At 75.7% G+C, this 19,860-nt stretch carries 11 protein-coding genes; 3 read left to right on the top strand and 8 right to left on the bottom strand.

The window, feature by feature from the left end; all coding sequences use genetic code 11:
• The first annotated feature begins 122 nt into the window (after positions 1-122).
• Positions 123-1,475, top strand: a complete 1,353-nt coding sequence (locus tag ACF053_RS19475; RefSeq protein WP_391955015.1) for a PspC domain-containing protein — start codon at positions 123-125, stop codon at positions 1,473-1,475.
• Between the two features lie 156 nt (positions 1,476-1,631).
• Here the strand turns inward: ACF053_RS19475 and ACF053_RS19470 are convergent, their stop codons facing one another.
• Together ACF053_RS19470 and guaA are read right to left on the bottom strand one after the other, a co-directional pair.
• Positions 1,632-2,153, bottom strand: coding sequence for a DoxX family protein (locus tag ACF053_RS19470; RefSeq protein ID WP_391955014.1), 522 nt, complete (start codon positions 2,151-2,153; stop codon positions 1,632-1,634).
• A 484-nt stretch (positions 2,154-2,637) separates the two neighbouring features.
• Positions 2,638-4,230, bottom strand: coding sequence for a glutamine-hydrolyzing GMP synthase (gene guaA / locus ACF053_RS19465; RefSeq protein WP_391955013.1), 1,593 nt, complete (start codon positions 4,228-4,230; stop codon positions 2,638-2,640).
• A gap of 324 nt (positions 4,231-4,554) precedes the next feature.
• Here guaA and ACF053_RS19460 point away from each other — a divergent pair, with 324 nt between their 5' ends.
• On the top strand, positions 4,555-4,956 hold the full coding sequence (locus ACF053_RS19460; protein ID WP_391955012.1) for a chorismate mutase: 402 nt from the start codon (positions 4,555-4,557) through the stop codon (positions 4,954-4,956).
• A 723-nt stretch (positions 4,957-5,679) separates the two neighbouring features.
• Positions 5,680-6,693 carry an LPXTG cell wall anchor domain-containing protein gene (locus ACF053_RS19455; RefSeq protein WP_391955011.1) on the top strand — a complete coding sequence of 338 codons (1,014 nt, stop codon included), beginning with the start codon at positions 5,680-5,682 and terminating at the stop codon, positions 6,691-6,693.
• A 111-nt stretch (positions 6,694-6,804) separates the two neighbouring features.
• Here the strand turns inward: ACF053_RS19455 and ACF053_RS19450 are convergent, their stop codons facing one another.
• The 6 genes from ACF053_RS19450 to ACF053_RS19425 form a co-directional block, all read right to left on the bottom strand.
• A complete protein-coding gene (locus tag ACF053_RS19450) occupies positions 6,805-8,670 on the bottom strand; it encodes a GMC family oxidoreductase N-terminal domain-containing protein (protein WP_391955010.1) in 1,866 nt (621 codons plus the stop codon).
• A 97-nt stretch (positions 8,671-8,767) separates the two neighbouring features.
• Complete coding sequence (locus tag ACF053_RS19445; protein WP_391955009.1) at positions 8,768-10,435, bottom strand: succinic semialdehyde dehydrogenase; 1,668 nt, start codon at positions 10,433-10,435, stop codon at positions 8,768-8,770.
• Between the two features lie 314 nt (positions 10,436-10,749).
• Positions 10,750-12,603 carry a protein kinase domain-containing protein gene (locus ACF053_RS19440; protein ID WP_391955008.1) on the bottom strand — a complete coding sequence of 618 codons (1,854 nt, stop codon included), beginning with the start codon at positions 12,601-12,603 and terminating at the stop codon, positions 10,750-10,752.
• 116 nt (positions 12,604-12,719) lie between these two features.
• Positions 12,720-14,507, bottom strand: a complete 1,788-nt coding sequence (locus ACF053_RS19435; RefSeq protein ID WP_391955007.1) for a serine/threonine-protein kinase — start codon at positions 14,505-14,507, stop codon at positions 12,720-12,722.
• Between the two features lie 163 nt (positions 14,508-14,670).
• Positions 14,671-17,415: a protein kinase gene (locus ACF053_RS19430; RefSeq protein WP_391955006.1), complete on the bottom strand. Its 2,745-nt coding sequence runs from the start codon at positions 17,413-17,415 to the stop codon at positions 14,671-14,673.
• A 146-nt stretch (positions 17,416-17,561) separates the two neighbouring features.
• On the bottom strand, positions 17,562-19,847 hold the full coding sequence (locus ACF053_RS19425) for a serine/threonine-protein kinase (RefSeq protein WP_391955005.1): 2,286 nt from the start codon (positions 19,845-19,847) through the stop codon (positions 17,562-17,564).
• Positions 19,848-19,860: the final 13 nt, after the last annotated feature.

Raw genomic sequence — 19,860 nt, 5'->3', positions numbered from 1 at the left:
GGCCGGGGCCGGCGGGGTCGGCCGGAGGGACGGGACGGCCCAGGGCGGGCCCGGGGAATATCAGGGGTCGGCCAGGGTCGGTACGGGTGCCGTCGTGGGGGCTGGGCGGTCACCATGGTCGTATGACGAGCGCGACGCCCGCCCCTCCGGAGGCGCCCGGGGCCCCACCGCAGCACCCGCCGCTGCGCCGTACCCGGCGGCAGAAGGTGGTCGCCGGGGTGTGCGGGGGGCTCGGCCGGCACGTCGACGTCGACCCGGTGGTGTTCCGGGTGGTGACGGGCGTGCTCGCGGCGGCCGGTGGCATCGGACTGATCTTCTACGGCTTCGCCTGGCTGGCCGTGCCCGCCGACGGCGAGGACGAGAACGAGGCGCGGCGCCTGCTGACGGGCCGCGTGGACGGCGCCTCCCTCACCGCCGTGCTGATGGCGCTGGTCGGCTGCGGGCTGTTCCTGTCGATGCTGGGCGCCAACGGCGACGCGATCGGCTTCGCCATCCTGCTGGCCTGCGCGGCGGCCGGCGCGGCGGTCTGGTCCCAGCGGCGGCGCCACCCCGAAGGGCTGGAACCCGCCGCGGCGGCCGCGGCGCACGCGGCGGGCGCCGAGGCGCCGCCCGAGACGAAGGCCCCGCCGCCGCCGGACGCGCCCTCCTGGTGGCGCGACCCGATCGTGAAGGACGGTTCGACGGGTCCCGTGCCCGTCGGTTATCTGTGGGGCCCCGTGGACGGCCCTCCGGACGACTCCCCCTGGTACCGCCCGACGCGCGCGGCGCGGCGCGAGCGGCGTTCCCTCGGCGGCCCCGTGCTGTTCCTCGCGCTGTCGGCGGGCGCCGCCGGTACGGCGTCCACCTGGGTCGGCCACCCGCTCGCCACGGCCCTGCAGACCGGTCTGGCGTGCGCGCTGGCCGTCTTCGCGCTCGGCCTGGTGGTGAGCGCGTTCGTGGGCCGTACCGGGGCCGGCACGGTCTTCCTGACGGTGGTCACGGCGCTCCTCCTGGCGGGCGCCTCGGCGCTGCCGCGGCAGATCGGTACGGACTGGACGCGGGTGGAGTGGCGGCCGGCGTCGGTCGCGGACGTACGGCCCCGCTACGCCCTCGGCACCGGTGACGGCACACTCGACCTGTCCGCGCTGGACGTCCCCGCGGGCCGCACCGTCCGAGTGGCCGCCGAGGCCGGGGCGGGGCGTCTGGCCGTCACGGTGCCGGCGGACGCGACCGTGCGGGTGCACGGCCACGCGGACCTCGGCGACGTACGGCTCCCACCGGCCGAGCCGCCCGCCGCGCCCGACGGCACCGGGACCGGCCGCGCCCCGACCGGACAGGCCGGGACCGGTCGGGGCGCCGACGACATCGACGTCGGGCTGGACCGGGACGTCACACGGACCGTCGCGCCGCCCGCGGGCACCGTGCCCGGCGGCACCCTCGTCCTGGATCTGCGGATCGCCGTCGGACTGGTGGAGGTGGCCCGTGCCGCGCGGTGAGTTCCGGCCGGGCCGGCTGGTCGTGGGCCTCACGGGCCTGGTCGTGGCCGTCGTGTACGGCGGCGGGGCGGCCGGTTCCTGGGACCCCGCCTGGTACGCGGTGGTCCCGCTGCTCGGCGGTGGCCTGGGGCTCGCCGCGGCGGCCGCCTGGGCCGGCTACCGGGTGCGGCGCCGGCGCGCCGCGAGGGCCGCGTCCAGGGAGAGCACCGGCGCCCCGGCCGACACCAGGGGCAGCCAGGCCATCAGGTAGGCCAGGTCGTTGCCGTAGTAGTACGGATCGCTCTGCCAACTGACGGTCAGCCACAGGCTCAGCGAGATCAGCGCCCCTCCCGCCGCGGCCACCCGTGCCAGCAGCCCGGCCAGCGTGCCGAGCCCGACGGCGACCTCACCGGCGCCGATCGCGTACCCGAACAGCGCGGGGTCGCGCAGCGCCTGGTCCACCAGCCACGGCACGGCCGAGGCGTCCCGGACGGACCGCATCAGCTCGCCGACCGATCCGGCGCCGGACGCGGCGGTGAACTGCGCGTCGGTGAGCTTGTCGAGGCCCGCGTGGACGAAGGTCACACCGAGGAAGACCCGCAGCGGCAGGAGCGCGTACCGCGCGGCGGCCTCCCGCCGCGCGCCGCGGCCCCGTGCACCGCGGGCCCGCCCGCCGCGGCCGTCCACCGTGTGTGCCATGTGCCCGCCCTCGCTCATCCGCCCCGCGGCCGCCTCCGACCCGCCCCTGGAGTACGCGCGACGGGGACCACCGGTTCACCGGCGGGCCGGCCGGCGTGCGGAACACCGCGCCACCGCCGGGACGCCGCGCCACCGACCGCCGACACGTCGGCCACCAGGCCGCGGAACGCCAGGCCACCGGGGTGCCGCAGCGCCGGGGCGCGGACGCCAAGCCGCCGGGACACGCCGCAGCGCCACTCCGCCGACCGCCGACCGCCGGCGGGCCGGGGAAGCCCCCGGAACGCCAGGCCACCGGGACGCGCCGTCGGGCCATCGGCCGCCATACCGCCACGCGTCGCCGCAGCGAAAGCCGGACCACCGGGCCACCAGGCCGTCGAACCGCCGCGCGCCGCGACGGGCCGTCCGTCAGCCCGCCGGTGGGCCGGGAACGGCCGCGGCCGCCGCCCACGGGGTGGACGGCGGCCGCGTACGGGCGGGGGTGGGGTCACTCCCACTCGATGGTGCCCGGGGGCTTGCTGGTGACGTCGAGCACGACGCGGTTGACGTCCTTCACCTCGTTGGTGATGCGCGTCGAGATGCGGGCGAGGACGTCGTACGGCATGCGCGTCCAGTCCGCGGTCATGGCGTCCTCGGACGAGACGGGGCGCAGCACGATCGGGTGGCCGTAGGTGCGGCCGTCGCCCTGCACGCCCACCGAGCGGACGTCGGCGAGGAGGACGACCGGGCACTGCCAGATGTCGCGGTCCAGACCGGCCGCCGTCAGCTCCTCGCGGGCGATGGCGTCGGCCTCGCGGAGCAGGTCCAGGCGCTCCTTGGTGACCTCGCCGACGATGCGGATGCCGAGGCCGGGGCCGGGGAACGGCTGCCGCTGGACGATCTCCTCCGGCAGGCCGAGCTCCTGGCCCACCATGCGGACCTCGTCCTTGAACAGCTTGCGCAGCGGCTCGATGAGCTGGAACTCCAGGTCCTCGGGGAGGCCGCCGACGTTGTGGTGGGACTTGATGTTGGCCGTGCCGGTGCCGCCGCCGGACTCGACGACGTCCGGGTAGAGCGTGCCCTGCACGAGGAACTCCACCGCCGGGCCCTCGTCCGCGATGATCTCGGCCTGCGCCTGCTCGAAGACGCGGATGAACTCACGGCCGATGATCTTGCGCTTCTCCTCGGGGTCGGAGACCCCGGCGAGGGCGGCGAGGAAGCGCTCCTGCGCGTCGACGACCTTCAGCTGGACGCCGGTCGCGGCGACGAAGTCCTTCTCGACCTGCTCCGTCTCGCCCTTGCGCATCAGGCCGTGGTCGACGTACACGCAGGTGAGCTGGGAGCCGATGGCCCGCTGCACGAGCGCGGCGGCCACGGCGGAGTCGACGCCGCCGGACAGACCGCAGATGGCGCGCTTGTCGCCGACCTGCTCGCGGATCGCGGCGACCTGCTCCTCGATGACGTTGCCCGTCGTCCAGGACGGCTCGATGCCCGCGCCCCGGTAGAGGAAGTGCTCCAGGATCTGCTGGCCGTGCGTGGAGTGCATCACCTCGGGGTGGTACTGCACGCCGTACAGCTTCTTCTCGTCGTTCTCGAAGGCGGCGACCGGCACGACGTCGGTGGACGCGGTGACGGCGAAGCCCTCGGGCGCGGCCGAGCAGGCGTCGCCGTGGGACATCCACACGGACTGCTCGCCGGGGGTGCCCTCGAAGAGGGTCGACCCGGTCCTCGTCACCTGCAGCTGCGTGCGGCCGTACTCACGGGCGCCGGTGTTGTCGACGGTGCCGCCGAGGGTCTCGGCCATCAGCTGGAAGCCGTAGCACATGCCGAAGACGGGGACGCCGGCCTCGAAGAGCGCGCGGTCGAGGCGGGGCGCGCCCTCCTCGTACACGGAGGAGGGACCGCCGGAGAGGATGATCGCCCTGGGGTTCCTGGCCAGCATCTCGGACACCGGCATGGTGGACGGGACGATCTCGCTGTAGACCCGGGCCTCACGGACGCGGCGGGCGATGAGCTGGGCGTACTGCGCGCCGAAATCGACAACGAGGACTGCGTCCGGGTTGGTGTCGGTCGAGGCGGCAGCGGGGGTCGCTGATGACACTACGGCGGCCTTCCGGCGGTGGGAGGGGTCGGGTATCAGTCAATTCTACCGGCGCGGCCGACGGTCTCTTTCGTCTCACCATCCGAACCGCCCGGGGACGCGGCTGGCCCCGGCACGGCCCGCGGGTCCATACTTGCCGCCATGCACGCGCACACGACCTTCGTCTTTACCTATGGCACCGGCTGGTCCGGCTGCCGTGGTCGTGCTGCTTGAGCAACTGACGACTTCACCAGGCGCCCCGGGCCGACAAGGCCCGGGGCGTCTGTCGTCTCCACCGGGCCGTACGCCGCCCCGGGGCCCCGCCCGACACGAGGAGCCCCAGCGATGACCCCGACGACCACCCCCGACCGGACCGCCACGACCACGCCCCGGACCGCCACGGCGACGCCCACGGCACGGGCCGCCGCGGCCACCGCCACGGCCCGGGCCGCCAGGGCCGCCGACAGGACCACCGCCGAGATCACCGGCGCGCGGACGGACGACGCCGCCGCACTGATCGCCGGCGCCCGTGACCGCGTCGACGCGCTCGACGACCGGATCATCGGCCTCATCCAGGAGCGCATGGCCGTCTCCACCGTGATCCAGGAGGCGCGCATCGCGTCCGGCGGGCGGCGGGTGAACCTCGCCCGTGAGACCGAGGTCCTGGCCCGCTACCGGGACGCCCTCGGCCGGCCGGGCACGACCCTGGCGATGAGCGTCCTGGAGCTGTGCCGGGGACGCGTCTGACGTCCGGCCGGCCTCTCACCCCGGCCTCTCACCCGTACGGAGCGTGACCCGGGCCACACCGCCTCGTTGGTCCCGTTGTCCGTGCCAGCCAGGCGCGGGCCGCAGCACACCACGCGTGGCTCCGCTGGGGCGTGTGGCGCACCACTGGGTGCGCCGTGGGACCTCGCTCCAGCGTGCGTGACCGGACGGCAGGGGACAGCAGCCCGGTCACCCCAAGAGCGGTCGGCCCCGGGGACGCCCGGAGCCGGCCGCACCGGACCGTCCCGTCCTGTGCCCGTCCCCGCACTTCCCCCTTCCGGCAGCCCCGTCCCCACGGCTCTCCCCGGCACGCTCCCCCACCGGTTCCTTCCCCCGCAGTGCCGCGGCCGCTTCCTCCGCGGTACCGCGGGTCCTCTCCCGGCCCCACCTCCCCCGCGCGGCGCACCCTCCCCACCCCCGGTGCCGCGCTCGGCCCCGGCGCAGCCCTGACCGCCGGCCGCCGACCCGGGCCCCGCCCCGCCGCCGACCGGCCGGGCGGGGCCTCCGGGCGTCCGGGTCTCCGAACCCGGGCACCCGGGCACGTGATGCAGGACACATAAAGATCTTGTCAGGACCCGTGCAACCAATGCACGGGGTCGCGGGTCATGTATGCGAAACCAAGGCCATACCCGTCACGCACGGGCACAGGCCCCACACCGCATTCGTGTCGCATCCGGCGGCACCCCGGACCCTGAGGTCTCCCACGTGAAGCTTCGCCGTGCCATGGCTGTCGCCGCCGCGACCGCCGTCATCACCCCCGCCGCCTTCCTCGTCGCCCCGGCCGCCGCGTTCGCGACGGGCCCGACGCCGTCCGTGGAGGCCGACGCGTCCGCGTCCCCGTCCCCCTCCGAGGAGGAGACGGAGTCGGCGGAGCCCACCCCGGCCGGCGACGAGACCGCGACCACCCCGGCCGAGGACGAGAACAAGGACGAGGCGACCACCGCCCCGGCGCCGTCCGGCAGCAGCACCGCGTCGCCCTCGGCGAGCCCGAGCCCGTCGGTCACGCCGTCGACCGGCACGAGCGCCTCGCCGTCGCCCTCCGAGGACGAGGGCCCGGGCGCCTGCGAGGACGCGGACAGCGCCGACGTCCACACCGAGCTGCGCGGCATGCCCTCGAAGGTCGTCGCCGGTTCCGGCTGGAAGAACTTCACGTTCCGCGTGACCAACAAGTCCGACCGGGACTTCGAGCAGGTCGAGGCGTACGTCGCGGCCGAGGCGGTCGACGGGGAGTCCTTCGAGGACATCTCCGGCTTCGTCACCATCCAGGTCGACCTGGGCGACGGCTTCGAGACCATCGACGACGTCGAGGGCTACTTCGGCCAGACCGCCCTGAAGGCCGGCGAGTACGCCGACGCCCCGATGCGCCTCAAGGTCGACGCCAAGGCCCCGGCCGGCTTCGGCATGGCGTTCACCCTCGGCGTCAACGTCACCGAGGGCAACGTCTGCGAGTACGGCGAGGTCAACATCTACGACTTCGACATCCTCGCCGCCGGCACCAAGCCCGGTGACGTCGACGACGCCGAGCCCAAGCCCGGCAAGCCCGGCAACAAGCCGAACCCGCAGGGCGAGCTGTCCGAGCTGCCGGTGACCGGCAGCCTCGCCGAGACCGGTTCCAGCTCGATGCTGCCGACCATCGGCATCGCCGGTGGCGTCGCCATCGTCGCCGGTGCCGGTGTGGTCTTCGCGCTGAAGCGCCGCAACAACGGTGCCACCGCCTGACGGGACACCCGCTGAACCAGGGAGGCGCTGCACTCGGAGGGGGGTGCAGCGCCTCTCTCGTGTCTCCGCCCTCGTCCGCCGCCGTCGCCGGCCCCGCCCGTGCCGGGACGTTCAGTCCTCCGGGGAGGTTCCGTCCTTCGCGGGGTCCGGGTGCGGAGTGGCCTTCGGGGGGACCTCCGGGAGGCCGAGGAAGGGCAGCTTCAGGGCGGCGAAGGCGTGCGGCGGGACGGCCGGGGAGTTCGGTGCGACGGGCGTCAGCCGCCGGTAGCCCGCCCCCTGCGCCGGACGCGGGTCCGGTTCGCCCTTGTTGGGCCACAGCGACATCGCGCGTTCCGCCTGCGCCGTGATGGTGAGGGAGGGGTTCACCCCGAGGTTCGCGGAGACGGCCGCGCCGTCCACGACGGAGATGCCGGGGTGGCCGTACAGACGGTGGTACGGGTCGATGACGCCGTCCCGCGCGGTCGCGCCGATCGCGCAGCCGCCGAGGAAGTGGGCCGTGAGCGGGGTGCCCATCAGCTCGCCGACGTTGGAGCCGGCGAAGCCGTTGATCTCCTCGGCGAGCAGGGTCGCGGCCCGGGTCGCCGCCGGGATCTGCTTCGGGTTGGGCGAGCCGTGGCCCTGGCGGGCGGTGAGGAGGCCCTTGCCGATGCCGCCGGGCTTCCGGTACGTCGTCAGCGAGTTGTCGAGCGACTGCATGACGAGGCCGATGATGGTCCGCTCCGACCAGCGGTGGTTGGACAGGGACCGCAGCGTCCGGACGGGGTGGCGGGCGACGTTGCCGAGCCAGGCGGCGACGCGGTTCCTCGCCAGCGGCACCTGGAGGATCGACAGGGAGCCCATCGCGTTGGAGCCCTTGCCGTAGCGGACCGGCTCGATGTGGGTGTTCGCGTCCGGGTGGATGGACGAGGTGATGGCCACGCCCTGGCTGAAGTCGACCCTCGGCAGACCGTGGCGCCTGCGGTAGCGGCGGTCGGTGGTCTGTGAGCCGACCAGCGCCTCGGAGTTGGTGCGGGTCAGCTCGCCCAGGCGGTCGGAGAGGCGCGGCAGCAGCCCCCGGTCGCGCATCCGGTGCAGGAGCGTCTGCGTGCCGTACGTCCCCGCCGCGACGACGACGAACCGGGCGCGGTACGTGCGCGGCGCGGCCCTGCGGCGGTCCGTCGGCACGGTCGTGACGCGGTGGCCGCCGCGGCCGTCCTCGGCCACCTCCGTGACCGTCGTCATCGGGTGGATCACCGCGCCCGCCTTCTCGGCGAGGTAGAGGTAGTTCTCCGTCAGGGTGTTCTTCGAGCCCTGCCGGCAGCCCGTCATGCACGCGCCGCACTCGGTGCAGGCACGCCGGGAGGGGCCGGCGCCGCCGAAGTACGGGTCGGGGACCTCGTCGCCGGGGGCGGCCCGGGTGGCGCCGTCCGCGTCCCGCCCGTCGCCGAAGAAGACGCCGACGGGCGCCAGGTGGAAGGTGTCGCCGACGCCCATGGCCTCGGCGGTCGCCTTCAGGTGCACGTCGGAGGGGGTCATCGTCGGGTTGAGGCGGACCCCCAGCATCCGCTTGGCCTGGTCGTAGTACGGGGCGAGTTCGGCCCGCCAGTCGGTGATGGACGCCCACTGCTTGTCCTGGAAGAACGCCTCCGGCGGCACGTACAGGGTGTTGGCGTAGTTGAGGGAACCGCCGCCCACGCCCGCGCCGGCCAGGACCATGACGTTGCCGAGCAGGTGGACCCGCTGGAGGCCGTACAGGCCGAGGGCGGGCGCCCAGAGGTAGTTGCGCAGGTCCCAGGAGGTCTTCGGCAGGGTGGCGGGGGTGAAGCGGCGACCCGCCTCCAGGACGCCGACCCGGTACCCCTTCTCGGTGAGGCGCAGCGCCGAGACGGAGCCGCCGAAGCCGGAGCCGACGATGATGACGTCGTAGTCGTACGCGCCGTCCCCGGGGGCTTCCGGCGCGGCTGTCGGCTGGTTCTGGGCAGGGGGGACCTCGGACATGGCTCTCCTCGTACCGGAAGGGGGTGGGCGGGCGGCCCGCCCGCCCCGGGTCGGCGCCTGGGCAGGGCCTCGGTGGGGGTGGGCGGCCCGCCCGTCGTCAGCGCAGGCGCAGGGCCTTCATCAGCCGCAGGCTGCGGCTCATGAACGCCGCGTACTTCTCGTCGTCCATGCCGAAGGAGGGGGCGAGCGGCATGAGGCGCTGGTGGGCGACCGTCTGGGCCTCGGTGTACTTGAGGATGCCCTCCGAGCCGTGGCGCCGGCCGAGGCCCGAGTCCTTCATGCCGCCCATCGGCGCCTGCACGCTGCCGTACGCGGCGGCGTACCCCTCGTTGATGTTGACGGTGCCGGCGCGCAGCCGGGCCGCGACGGCGAGGCCGCGGCGGCCGTCCTTCGTCCAGACGCTGGCGTTGAGGCCGTACGGGGTGGCGTTGACGCGCTCCACGACCTCGTCCTCGTCGGTGAAGCGGTACACCGAGACGACGGGGCCGAAGGTCTCCTCGCCGCACACCGCCATCGGCTCCCGCACGCCGTCGAGGATGGTCGGCTCGTAGAAGAGCGGGCCGACGTCGGGGCGGGCGACACCGCCGGCGAGGACCTCCGCGCCCTGCGCGACGGCCTCCTCGACGTGCCGGACGACCGTCTCCAACTGCCGCTCCCCGACGAGGGACCCCATGTCCGCGCCGTACGCGAGTGCCGTGCCCAGCCGCATCGCCTTCGTCCGCGCGACGAACCGCTCCAGGAAGGCGTCGGCGACGGACTCGTGGACGTAGAGGCGCTCGATGGAGATGCACAGCTGGCCCGCCGAGGAGAAGCAGGCGCGGACGGCGCCCGCGGCGGCCTTCTCGACGTCGGCGTCGCGCAGCACGAGCATGGCGTTCTTGCCGCCCAGTTCGAGGGAGACGCCGACCAGCCGGGCCGCGGCGCCCTTGGCCACCTCGCGGCCGGTGCGCGTGGAGCCGGTGAACGACACGTAGTCGGCGTGCCGGACCACCTCGGGGCCGACGACCGGGCCGTCGCCGAGGACGACCTGGAACACCTCGGCGGGGAGCCCCGCCTCGACGAGCAGGTCGCGGGCCCACAGGGCGGTCAGCGCCGTCTCGGTGTCGGGCTTCATGACGACGGCGTTGCCCGCGACGAAGGCGGGCAGCGCGTCGCCGACGGACAGTTCCAGCGGGTAGTTCCAGGGCGAGATCTGCCCGACGACCCCGCGCGGCTGGCGCAGCTCCGTGACCTTGGTGAGGGCCGGTACCGCGCCGCCGCGCCGCTTCGGGCCCAGGTAGGCGGCGGCGCGCACACCGTAGTGGCGGGCGGCGAGGGTGACGGCCTGGACCTCCTCGTGGGCGTGCAGCCGTGCCTTGCCGGTCTCCAGCTGGACGAGGTCGAGGACCTCCGCCTGGCGCTCCAAGAGCAGGTCGTGGAAGCGGAGCAGGACGGCCGCGCGGCGGCGGACCGGGGTGGCGGCCCAGGCGGGCTGGGCGGCGCGGGCACGGGTGAACGCCTCGGCGACGTCCTCGGGGGTGGACTCGGGCAGCTCCGCCAGCCGCTCCCCGGTGAAGGGCGTGTGGTTGGCGGTCCGGCCGGAGCCGACGACGCCGCGGACGAGCTGGGCGACGACCTCGGGCGTGACCACGTCGGCGGCCGTCCGCGCGGCCGCGGGCGCGAAGGCCACGGGGTTGGTCGCCCCCGGCGGCACGGGCGCCGACGAGGAGGTGGCCGGCGTGGACGTGGATGCGGTGGCGTTGGCGCGGGCCTGCGTGTCCGTCATGGGGGCGAGGGTATGCGGGAGCGGCCGCTTTGGGTACCCGGCGGTAACGTCTTTTCGCCGGGCCTCCACATCACGCCAGTGTTCACTGGCAGATAACCCCTGATCAGCGCGTATCCGCACCCGTCGGCGGGATGTGACGGGGCTCGCCGGACGACGGCGGGGCGCGGACGGCGGAGCCGGACGACGGCGGGTGGGAGCGGACGGTCGCGGGCGGCGGGGCGCGGGGGGCGGCCGGGGACGTTGCGGGTGGACGACGGCGGGTGGGGGCGGGCGGTCGGGTGGCAGTGGGCGGGGCGCGGGCGATGGCGGGGGCGTCAGCGCGTGGTGAGGAACAGGACCACGCCGAGGGTGACGGCGACGGCGATGGCGGCGACGAGGGCGACGACGAGCGGGGCGGCCGCCGGGGCGGCCGGCCGGCGGACCGGGGCGGGGCGGCGGTCGCGCCCCGACCGCGCGAGGAGGCCGCGGCGGCCGGCCCGGCGCCCGCCGGAGGACGCGTCGGCCTGGCCGTAGGGCGGCGGGCCGTAGGGCGAGGACGCGTCGGCCGGCGGGCCGTACGGGCCGGCCACGTACGGCGGGGAACCGTCGACGGGCGGGCCCGGCACCGCGACCGGGGACGCGTACAGGGGCGGCCCGTACGGCCCCGGGGCGTCAGCGGACGGCCCGTACGGCGACGGCGCGGCGCCCTCGGGCGCACCGGGCGGCACGGAGAAGCCGGGCGTGAGCGGCGTGCCGGGCACCGGCTGGGCGTCGGCGTCGAAGGGTGGTACGGCGTCGGGCAGCACGGCGTCCGCCGGCTCGGCGCCCGGGGGCGGCGGCGTGGGCAGCGTGGGGGCGGCGGGGCCGCGGTCCTGCGGTTCGGGGGCGGACGGTAAGGGCGGCTCCTCCGGTGCGCCGCGCGGCGACGACCTGTTCGGCAGCGCCCGCACCATGTGCCGGACGCGGTCGCGCGCCCGGGCCGGCGGGACGGTGTGGGAGCGGGCGCCCTGCGGTGCGTCGCCCCGCTCCCCCGGCGCGCCGCCGCCCTGGGCCTGGCCGTCCTCGGGCCGGTCGTGGGCGGCGGGGGCGTGCGGGTCCGGCGGCGGTACGGCGTCCCGCGGGACCGCGTCGTCGGCTCCGGGAAGGCCGCCTCCCGACCGGCCGGCGACCGGAAGGCCACCGTCCGGAAAGCCGGACCCCACCGGACCGGATCCCGGCGGACCTGAAGACCCCACCGGACCGGATCCCGGCGGACCGGATCCCGGGGGGCCGAGCGGGCCGGGGCCCGGCGCGCCGGGAACGGGCAGGGCCGGGCCGGACGGCATCGCCGCGTACGCCCTGAGCAGCCGTTCCGCCTCCACGACGTCGATCCGGCGCGCCGGGTCGCGCTCCAGCAGCCCGCGCACCACGGGCAGCAGCGGCCCGGCGGCGGCCGGCGGGCGGATCTCCGCCTCGACCACCGCGTGCAGCACGCCGCCCAGCGAGTCGCGGTGGAAGGGGGAACGCCCCGTCATGACCGCGCAGAGCAGCACCCCGAGCGACCACAGGTCGGCGGCGGGTCCGGTCTGGTTGCCCTGCATCCGCTCGGGCGCGGTGTACTCCGGCGATCCGACGAACATGCCCGACTCGGTCAGCGTCGTGGCCCCGGCGAGCTGGGCGATCCCGAAGTCCGTGAGGACGACCCTCCCCGTGGCCTCCTCCACCAGCACGTTGGCCGGTTTCAGATCCCGGTGGAGCACCCCGATGGCGTGGGCGGCGCGCAGCGCGGACAGCAGCGCCAGCCCGATCCCGGCCGCCTCGCGCGCGTCGACCGGCCCCCGCACCGCGATCCGCTCGGCGAGCGACACCCCTTCGACGAGCTCCATGACGATGAAGGGGACGCCGTCCTCCTCCACCACGTCGTGCACGCAGACGATGTGCGGGTGGTGCACCCGGGCCACGGCGCGCGCCTCGCGCAGCGTCGTGTCGACGGCCGCGTCCGCGCCGCCCGTGGCCCCCGTGTCGACGTGGAGCTCCTTGACGGCCACCGGACGGCCCAACAGCTCGTCGTGGGCGCGCCACACGGTGCCCATGCCGCCCCGCCCCAGCCGTGCCTCCAGGCGGTAGCGGCCGACGATCCGCCGCTGCTCACGCGCCTCCTCCTGCGCCCGCCCCGGCTGCCCCGGGTGCTGCGGACGCAACGGGTCCACGGGGTGCTGCGGACGCCGGGGGCCCCCGGGGTGCTGCGGATGCTGCGGGTCCCCCTGCTCCTCCGGTCTCCACCCTCCGACCGACACGGCCATCTCCTCCGCTCGCGCCGAGGAGGTCACCCCCCGGCGGGTCGCCAGTGGCGCAGCACGATGTCGAACTGCTCCCGGGTGGTCGCCCAGTCCTCCTCGGGAGACGACATGTACAGCGCGTACTCGGTTCCGTCGTCCGTGTAGTACACCTGGTCGATCGCGTGGCGCAGTCCGGGGTGTGTCCTCTTCTCGCGCCAGGTGAACTCCCAGAGACAGGATTCCTGTCGATCTCGGAACGTATTCTGGGTCAGCTTTACCCGTTGGTACTCCGGCAACCGCTTCTTCAGGCTCTTCTCGACGTCGAGCATGTGCGTGTACGGGTTTTCGAAGTCCGGGGCGTCGTCGACGCTGATCCGTATGCGATGGCGGCCGTTGTCCGGCGTGTAGTCGATCTGGTCGCCGTCCATCTGCCGCTTCCAGCCCGGGGGCACGGCCAGGCTGAAGCCGAGCGGGTCCTCCACGCGCCGCCACCCCTCCGGCAGGCCGTCGGCCTGTACGGCCGACGTGCTCGGATCGGGCGTGGAACCGGTGGTGGAGCCGGTGGTGGTGGTGTGCGCGCCGCGGTTGCCGTCCGCGTACCGCATGCCGGCGAAGCCGGCGCCGGCGCCCACGGCGGCGGCGAGCATGAGCACGAGGGCGGCCCTGCGCCAGCGGGCGCGCCCGCCGGGGCCACCACCCACGGGGGGCGCGTGCGGCGAAACGTGCGCCGTCCCCGTGTTTCCATGCGCCGGGGGTGCCGAATGCTGCGCGGGTACGGCAGCGGGGTGCCGGGCGTCCGCTCCGGAGGCGGCACCGGCGCCGTAAGCGGTACCCCCGGTACCGGATCCGGTCCCCGACCCGGCGCCCGACCGGTCGGCCCGGGAGCCCTCACGGGGCACACGGGTCCCGTGCGCCTCCCGCAGCTCACGCAACTCCCGCAGCTCGTCCGCCGAGAGGGAGCGGGTGGCGACGTACGCCTGGGCGGCGGAGGGACTGCGGCCCTCCATCGCCTCGATCAGCATGCGCTCGGTCTCGGCCGCGTCGGGCCGGTCCGCGGGGTCCTTGCGGAGCAGCGCGGTGATCACCGGGGCGAGCGGGCCGGCGTGCCCGGCGGGCTCCGCCTCCTCCGTCACCACGGCCTGCATGGTGCTGATCGGTGAGGACCGGCGGAACGGGGACGCGCCCTGGACGGCGGTGTAGAGCGTGGCCCCCAGCGCCCACAGGTCCGAGGCCGGGCCGGGGTCCGCGCCGCGGACCCGCTCGGGCGCCAGGTAGTCGATGGAGCCGACGAGTTCGCCGGTGCGGGTGATGGTGGAGTCGCCCTCGATGGCGGCGATGCCGAAGTCCGTGAGGAGGACCCGGCCGTCCCGGGCCAGCAGGACGTTGCCCGGCTTGACGTCCCGGTGCAGCACGCCGGCCGCGTGCGCCGCGCGCAGCGCGCCCAGCACGTGCAGCCCGATCCGGGCGGCCTCACGCGCGTCGATGCGGCCGTCGGTCCCCGCCTTGACGGCGTCGGCGAGCGAGGGGCCGTCGACGTACTGCATCACGATCCACGGCCGGTCGTCGTGCTCCAGCACGTCGTGCACGGTGACGACCGCGGGGTGCGTGATCCGCGCGGCGGCCCGCGCCTCCTTCTGCGTCCGGGCGTGCAGCACGACCCGGTCGGCCTCGGAGACGTACTGTCCGGCCGTCAGCTCCTTGACCGCGACGGTACGGTGGAGCACCTCGTCATGGGCGCGCCACACCTTGCCCATGCCCCCGCGGCCGATGGTCTCCCCCAGCCGGTAACGGCCGGCGAGTACCAGCCCCGCGCCCATGCCCTGAGTGTGTTCCACGTGTCTCCGCTCGGCCCCGCCCCGCTGCTTCGCAGCAAGGTTACGGAGGGTGTGCAGGTGGCGGAACCTCGGGGCGGCCACGGAGACCGCACCGTGACGAGCCACCCGTCGTCTGGCGCGAATTCGCCACTGTGGGTGACGCGCCGGAGGCCCTGGCGGTTCGTCAACGCAGCGTGCGGTACACCCGTGTGGCCTGTTCGTACACCTCCGAGACGCGGTCCCGCTCGACCTCCGGGCCGATGACCTGGACGACGTGGTACCGGTCGCCGACCAGCAGCGCGAGGTTCCGCACGTACACCTGGCGGCCGTTGGCGTCCTGCCAGGTGAACTGGCCCTCCGCCATGGCCTGTCGGCCGACGTCCACCCGGCGCAGCCCGCTCGCCGTCGCCCAGGACGAGTCGCGCCACGGCTGGAGCTCCCGCTCCTTGGCACGCTGGTACTCCAGCGGGTCCGCGCCGGCCGTGCGGACGGTGTCGCGGCCGGGGACGACGATCAGCGTGAAGTCGCCGTCGGAGTACCGGACCTGCCCGATGTCGTTGATGGGGCTGCGCCGCCACGTGCGGTCCACGCCGATGCGGAACCCCTCCGGGTCGTCCCGCACGACATAACCCTCGGGCAGCGCGGGGGCGGTGGGCGTCACGGCGTTCGTGGAGGGCGCCTGACCGCCCGGCGACGGGCTCAGCGAGGGCTCCGGCGCCGGGGCGGGCACCTGCCCGTGCGGCGTGGTCGCCGTCGGCACGGCCGTGCCCGTCGGCTCCCGGGACTCGTCGCGCGTCCCCGCCTTCGGCATGAACACCGCCGCGTACGCCAGCGCGGCACCCAGCGCCAGCAGTATCAGCAGCAGGAGGGTGCGTCCCAGGGCGCGCGGACTGCCACCGCTCTGGCGGCGGTCCCTGGCCTTCTTGTGGCGGTGCCGGGCGGGCGACGGGGCGGCGGCCGCACGGCGCCTGCGGACGAGGTCGCCGCGGCGGCGGACGATGGGCAGCCGGGCCGCGTCGACGGACGGCATGGGCACCACGGACGCGCCCGCGTCGGGCTCAGGCGCCGAGCGGACGAGCGAGCGCAGCCAGCCGCGCAGCTCCTCCACGTCCGGGCGCTCCGTGGGGTCCTGACGCAGCAGCGACTCCACGACCGGCCGCAGCGCGCCGCAGTCCTCGGCGTACGCGGGCGGCTCGGAGCACACCATCTGCACCAGCTCGGCGGCGCTGTCCTCGGGGTAGGGCGCGTGGCCCTGGAGGACGCGGAACAGCAGCGCGCCGAGCGCCCACAGGTCGGTGGCCGGGCCGATGGGCGGGGCGAGCTGCCAGGTGCCGTGCACGGGGCCGGCCTGCTCGGGCGCCCAGCGCTCGGTGACGGCGCCGACGAGGGCGATCCTGGCCTGGCGGGCCCGCTCGGCCTCCAGCGGCGTGCCGGGGCCCCGGTACGCGCCGCCGTCGGCGCTCCCCGCCCCGGCCGCGACCGGCACGTGGGCGGGGGCCTCGCGGCGGGGCTGCGGGGGCTGCGTGCCGCGGCGCTGGGCGTCGGCGCTCAGGGCGGCACGGGCGCCGCCGTACGGGGCGACGTCGCCGTACGGGGACCTGCCGCCGCCCGCGGAGACCGGCCCGTCACGCCAGGTGCCGGCGAGCAGCGCACGCGGGGGGCCACCGCCGGGGCGGCGGCCCCGGGGGGCGTGGGGGCCGGGGACGTGGCCCTGGCGGGCCGGACCGTGCCCGGCCTGGCCGGGGGGCGCGCCGGGCTCGTCGTCGGCGTCGGCGTCGGCGTGGAGGTCGTGGCCGGCGTGGTGGGCGTCGTCGACGTCGACGTCGGTGTCGGTGTCGGTGTAGTGGGCGTCGTCGCCGTCGTCGGCGATGCGGTCGGCGGCCTGGGCGACGTACTGCGGCTCGTAACCGCTCGGCAGGGCCGGCGGGCCGGGCGGGAGCGGCGCCGGGGCCGTCCCGTGGGCGGGCACGTACCGGCCGCCGCGCCCGGCGCCACCGTAGGCGCCCCCGCCGTAGCCGTCGTCGTGGGAGCCGTCGCGGTGGGAGCCGTGCGCGGGCCGGTCGTACGGCCGGTCGGCGTACGCGTCCACGTCGTCGTACGCGCCGGAGCCGTCGTCGTACGCGCCGGAGCCGTCGTCGTAAGCGTCCCCGTACCCGTCCCGACCCGCCTCGCCCTCGAACGCGCCGACGGCCTCGTCGTCCTCGTCCCCGTCCTCGTCGTAGGCCCCGTCGAACCCGTACTCCCCGTCGTCCTCGTACGCCCCCTCGTCGCCGGCGTCGTCCTCCTCGTACGGGTGGACTTCCGCGTCCTCGGTGAGCGGCACCGGGGCGTAGCCGCAGAGGGCCTCCTCGGCGGCGCCCGCGGCGAGGCCGCTGAGGACGACGCGGCCGTCGTCGCAGACGAGGACGGTGCGGGCGGTGACGTTGCGGTGGGTCCAGCCGTGGACGTGCAGGGCGCGCAGCGCGGTCAGCACGTCGGAGGCGATCTCGGCGGCGCGGTAGGCGGTCAGCGGCTCGTCGCGGACCAGCGCGGCGAGCGGCCGGGCGTCGATCAGCTCACTGACGATCCACAGCGAGCCGCCCTCGGTGAAGACGTCGAAGACCTGGTCGAGGCGCGGGTGGTCGGGGATCCGGGCGACGGCCTGCACGGCCTCGACGGCCCGCCGGACGGCGGGGTCGACGGTCGCCCGGACGGCCGTGCGCTGCGCGGCCCGGCCCTGGGGGCGGCGGTACGGGTCGTCGGCGTCGACCACCTCGGCGTCGACGGTCTCCGGCAGGGGCAGCTGCCGGACCATGACCTCCTGGCCGCTGTAGGTGTCGAAGGCGCGCGTCTCGACGAGCCCGTACGCCCCGCTGCCGCCGTCCTCGTCGGCGGGCGCGAGCGGCAGGCGGTAGCGGTCGGCAAGCACCCTTCCCGCGTAGTCGTCCACGACGCCTCCCCAGCAGCGCGCTGTCCCGCCGGCTCCCCCGATCGCACCGACCGTCCGAAGCCGTCAATTCCTGATCGGTTCCTGTGCGGTTACCCGTTTGATTCAGCCTTGTACGGTCCGGGCGCTCTCACGATACGTGCCCGCGGTCAGTCCGTGGGCCGGAACGTCGCGAACGCCGTGTTCCGCAGCGTGGTGCACGCCGGCTCGTTCCACTCGGCGGACTTGCAGGAGATCATGATCGCGTAACCGTGCGTGGCGTCGACCTTGAAGCCCCTGTTCAGCACCCATACCCGCTCGCCGCCCTGAACGCGCTCGAACTGCCAGTCGGCGACGGTCGGGTAGCCGTTGTAGGAGACCTTCTTGATGCCGTGGTGGACGTAGCCCTTGCTGCTCGCGGCGACGGCGCCCATGGCGGCGGTCCACGCGGCGCGGGCGTCGGCACCCGGGCTGCCGGTGTAGTCGACCTGGACCCGCGGGAAGCCGCCGGAGGCGCTGTATATCCCGCCCGAGCCTCGGCCCGCCACGCCCGTCATGCGGAAGTTCTCCGGCATGGCCATGGAGAAGTGGAAGCGGCCGTTGCTCACCGTCTTGTACCCGGCGGGGAGGGCCGTTCCGGTGCCGGGGGCGCCGGACGGCTTGGCGCCGGTCCCGCTGGTGGTGCCGGTGCTCGATCCGGTGCCGGAGTCGGCGCCGGACGTGCCGGTCGTCGTGCCCGGCTGGTCTCCGCCCTGCTCGGTGCCCTGCCCGCCGTCGGGGCGGCCGTCGTTGCCCGCGTCACCCCCCGTGGCGGCGGCGTCGTCCGCCCCGCCCGCGGTGGCGCCGGCGGTGGCCGCCTTGTCGCCGCCCTTGCCCTGGGCGCCGGTGTCGTCGTTGCCGAGGGAGAGGGCGAGCACGGTGGCGACGACCGCCAGTACCGCGACGACCGCGATGGTGACCAGCGTGCGGCGCGGCACCACGTCGGTGAGCGGTGCCCGTACGGGAGCGGGCGGACCGGAGCGTTCCGGCTTGGCGGGCCGGTTCTGCTTCGCGGCGGTCGCCGTCGCCGCGGCGTTCCGCACCGACCGCAGGGCGCCGCGCAGCCGGTCGGCGGTCGCCTCACCGGCCGGGGCGGGGGCCACGGGGCCGGCCGGGGTGGTCGCGGCGTCGCCCGCGACCGGCGGCGGCACGGGTGGCAGCGGTACGACGCGGGTGGCCTCCGGCGAGGGCTCGGGGGCCGGCGCGGCCTGGGCGCCGGTCAGCCGGAGGACCTCGGTCAACAGGGCGCGCGCGCCCGCGTCGTCGAGGCGCTGGGCCGGGTCCTTGGCCAGCAGCCCGTAGATGACCTTGTCCAGCGGGCCGGCGTTCAGCGGCGGGTCGAGCTGCTCGGTCATCACGGCGGTGAGGGTCGCGATGGCGGAGCCCTTGTCGTACGGCGGGTGGCCCTCGACGCACGCGTAGAGGAGCCCGCCGAGGGACCACATGTCGGCGGCGGGACCGGGACGCTGGCCGCGGGCGCGCTCCGGCGAGATGTAGGAGGGCGCGCCGACGAGCATGCCCGTGGAGGTGATGGACGGGTCGCCCTCGACCTGGGCGATGCCGAAGTCGGTGAGGACGACGCGGCCGTCGTCGGAGATGAGGACGTTGGACGGCTTCACGTCGCGGTGCAGGATGCCCTGGCGGTGGGCGGAGCGCAGCACGTCGAGGATGGCGAGGCCGACCTCGGCGGCGCGCCGCGGGGTGAGCGTGCCGTCCTCGCGGATCACGTCGGCGAGGGAGCGGCCCTCGATGAGCTCCATGACGATCCAGGGGCGGTCGTCCTCGTCGACCACGTCGAAGACCGTGACGGCGCTGGTGTTGCGGATCCGGGCGATGGCCTTGGCCTCGCGGAGGGTCCGGGTGATGAGGCGTCGCTTCTCGTCCTCGTCGATGCTGCTCGGGAAGCGCAGTTCCTTCACGGCCACGGTCCGGCCCAGCGTCTCGTCGACGGCGCGCCACACGGTGCCCATGCCGCCGCGACCGAGGACGCCGCCGAGGCGGTAGCGGCCGGCCAGGAGCCGCCCGTCGCCGCCGGCCGCCGTGGCACGGGGCGCCGCCCCGGCCGCGGCGGCGCCACCGCCGGGCTTCTTGCCGACGTCCACCTTGGGGGCGGCGCCGGACCGGTCGTCCGCGGGCTCACCGGCAGCGGACGCGCCGCCACCGGGCCGCCCGCCACCGGACGTTCCGTCCTGGGGCGTGGCGCTCCCGGGCGTGTCCGCTGCCGGTGACGTGCCCTCCGGCCGGGCGCCCGGCGCGTCGCCCGTCGGGGCTCCGCCTGCCGCGCCGGCGTCCTTCGACGTCGTGGCCTGCTCGGCCTTGTCACCCTTCACCGTCGCACCCTTCGAGGTCGTGCCCTCGCCATCGGCGCTCCGCTGAGGATCCCGCGCCGCGTCCCGCGACTGCTCCGCTCCCGACATGCGTCCCCTCTGC

The sequence above is a fragment of the Streptomyces kanasensis genome, assembly GCF_043077165.1.
GTDB lineage: Bacteria > Actinomycetota > Actinomycetes > Streptomycetales > Streptomycetaceae > Streptomyces > Streptomyces changanensis.
Note: the sequence above shows the minus strand (reverse complement) of the source record. Positions and strands in the feature narration are given on the sequence as shown.

What these genes read in the sequence shown, in the direction of transcription:
- ACF053_RS19475 (WP_391955015.1), top strand. Translation starts at nt 123, where the DNA reads ATGACGAGCGCGACGCCCGCCCCTCCGGAGGCGCCCGGGGCCCCACCG.
- ACF053_RS19470 (WP_391955014.1), bottom strand. Translation starts at nt 2,153, where the DNA reads ATGGCACACACGGTGGACGGCCGCGGCGGGCGGGCCCGCGGTGCACGG.
- ACF053_RS19460 (WP_391955012.1), top strand. Translation starts at nt 4,555, where the DNA reads ATGACCCCGACGACCACCCCCGACCGGACCGCCACGACCACGCCCCGG.
- ACF053_RS19450 (WP_391955010.1), bottom strand. Translation starts at nt 8,670, where the DNA reads ATGTCCGAGGTCCCCCCTGCCCAGAACCAGCCGACAGCCGCGCCGGAA.
- ACF053_RS19445 (WP_391955009.1), bottom strand. Translation starts at nt 10,435, where the DNA reads ATGACGGACACGCAGGCCCGCGCCAACGCCACCGCATCCACGTCCACG.
- ACF053_RS19425 (WP_391955005.1), bottom strand. Translation starts at nt 19,847, where the DNA reads ATGTCGGGAGCGGAGCAGTCGCGGGACGCGGCGCGGGATCCTCAGCGG.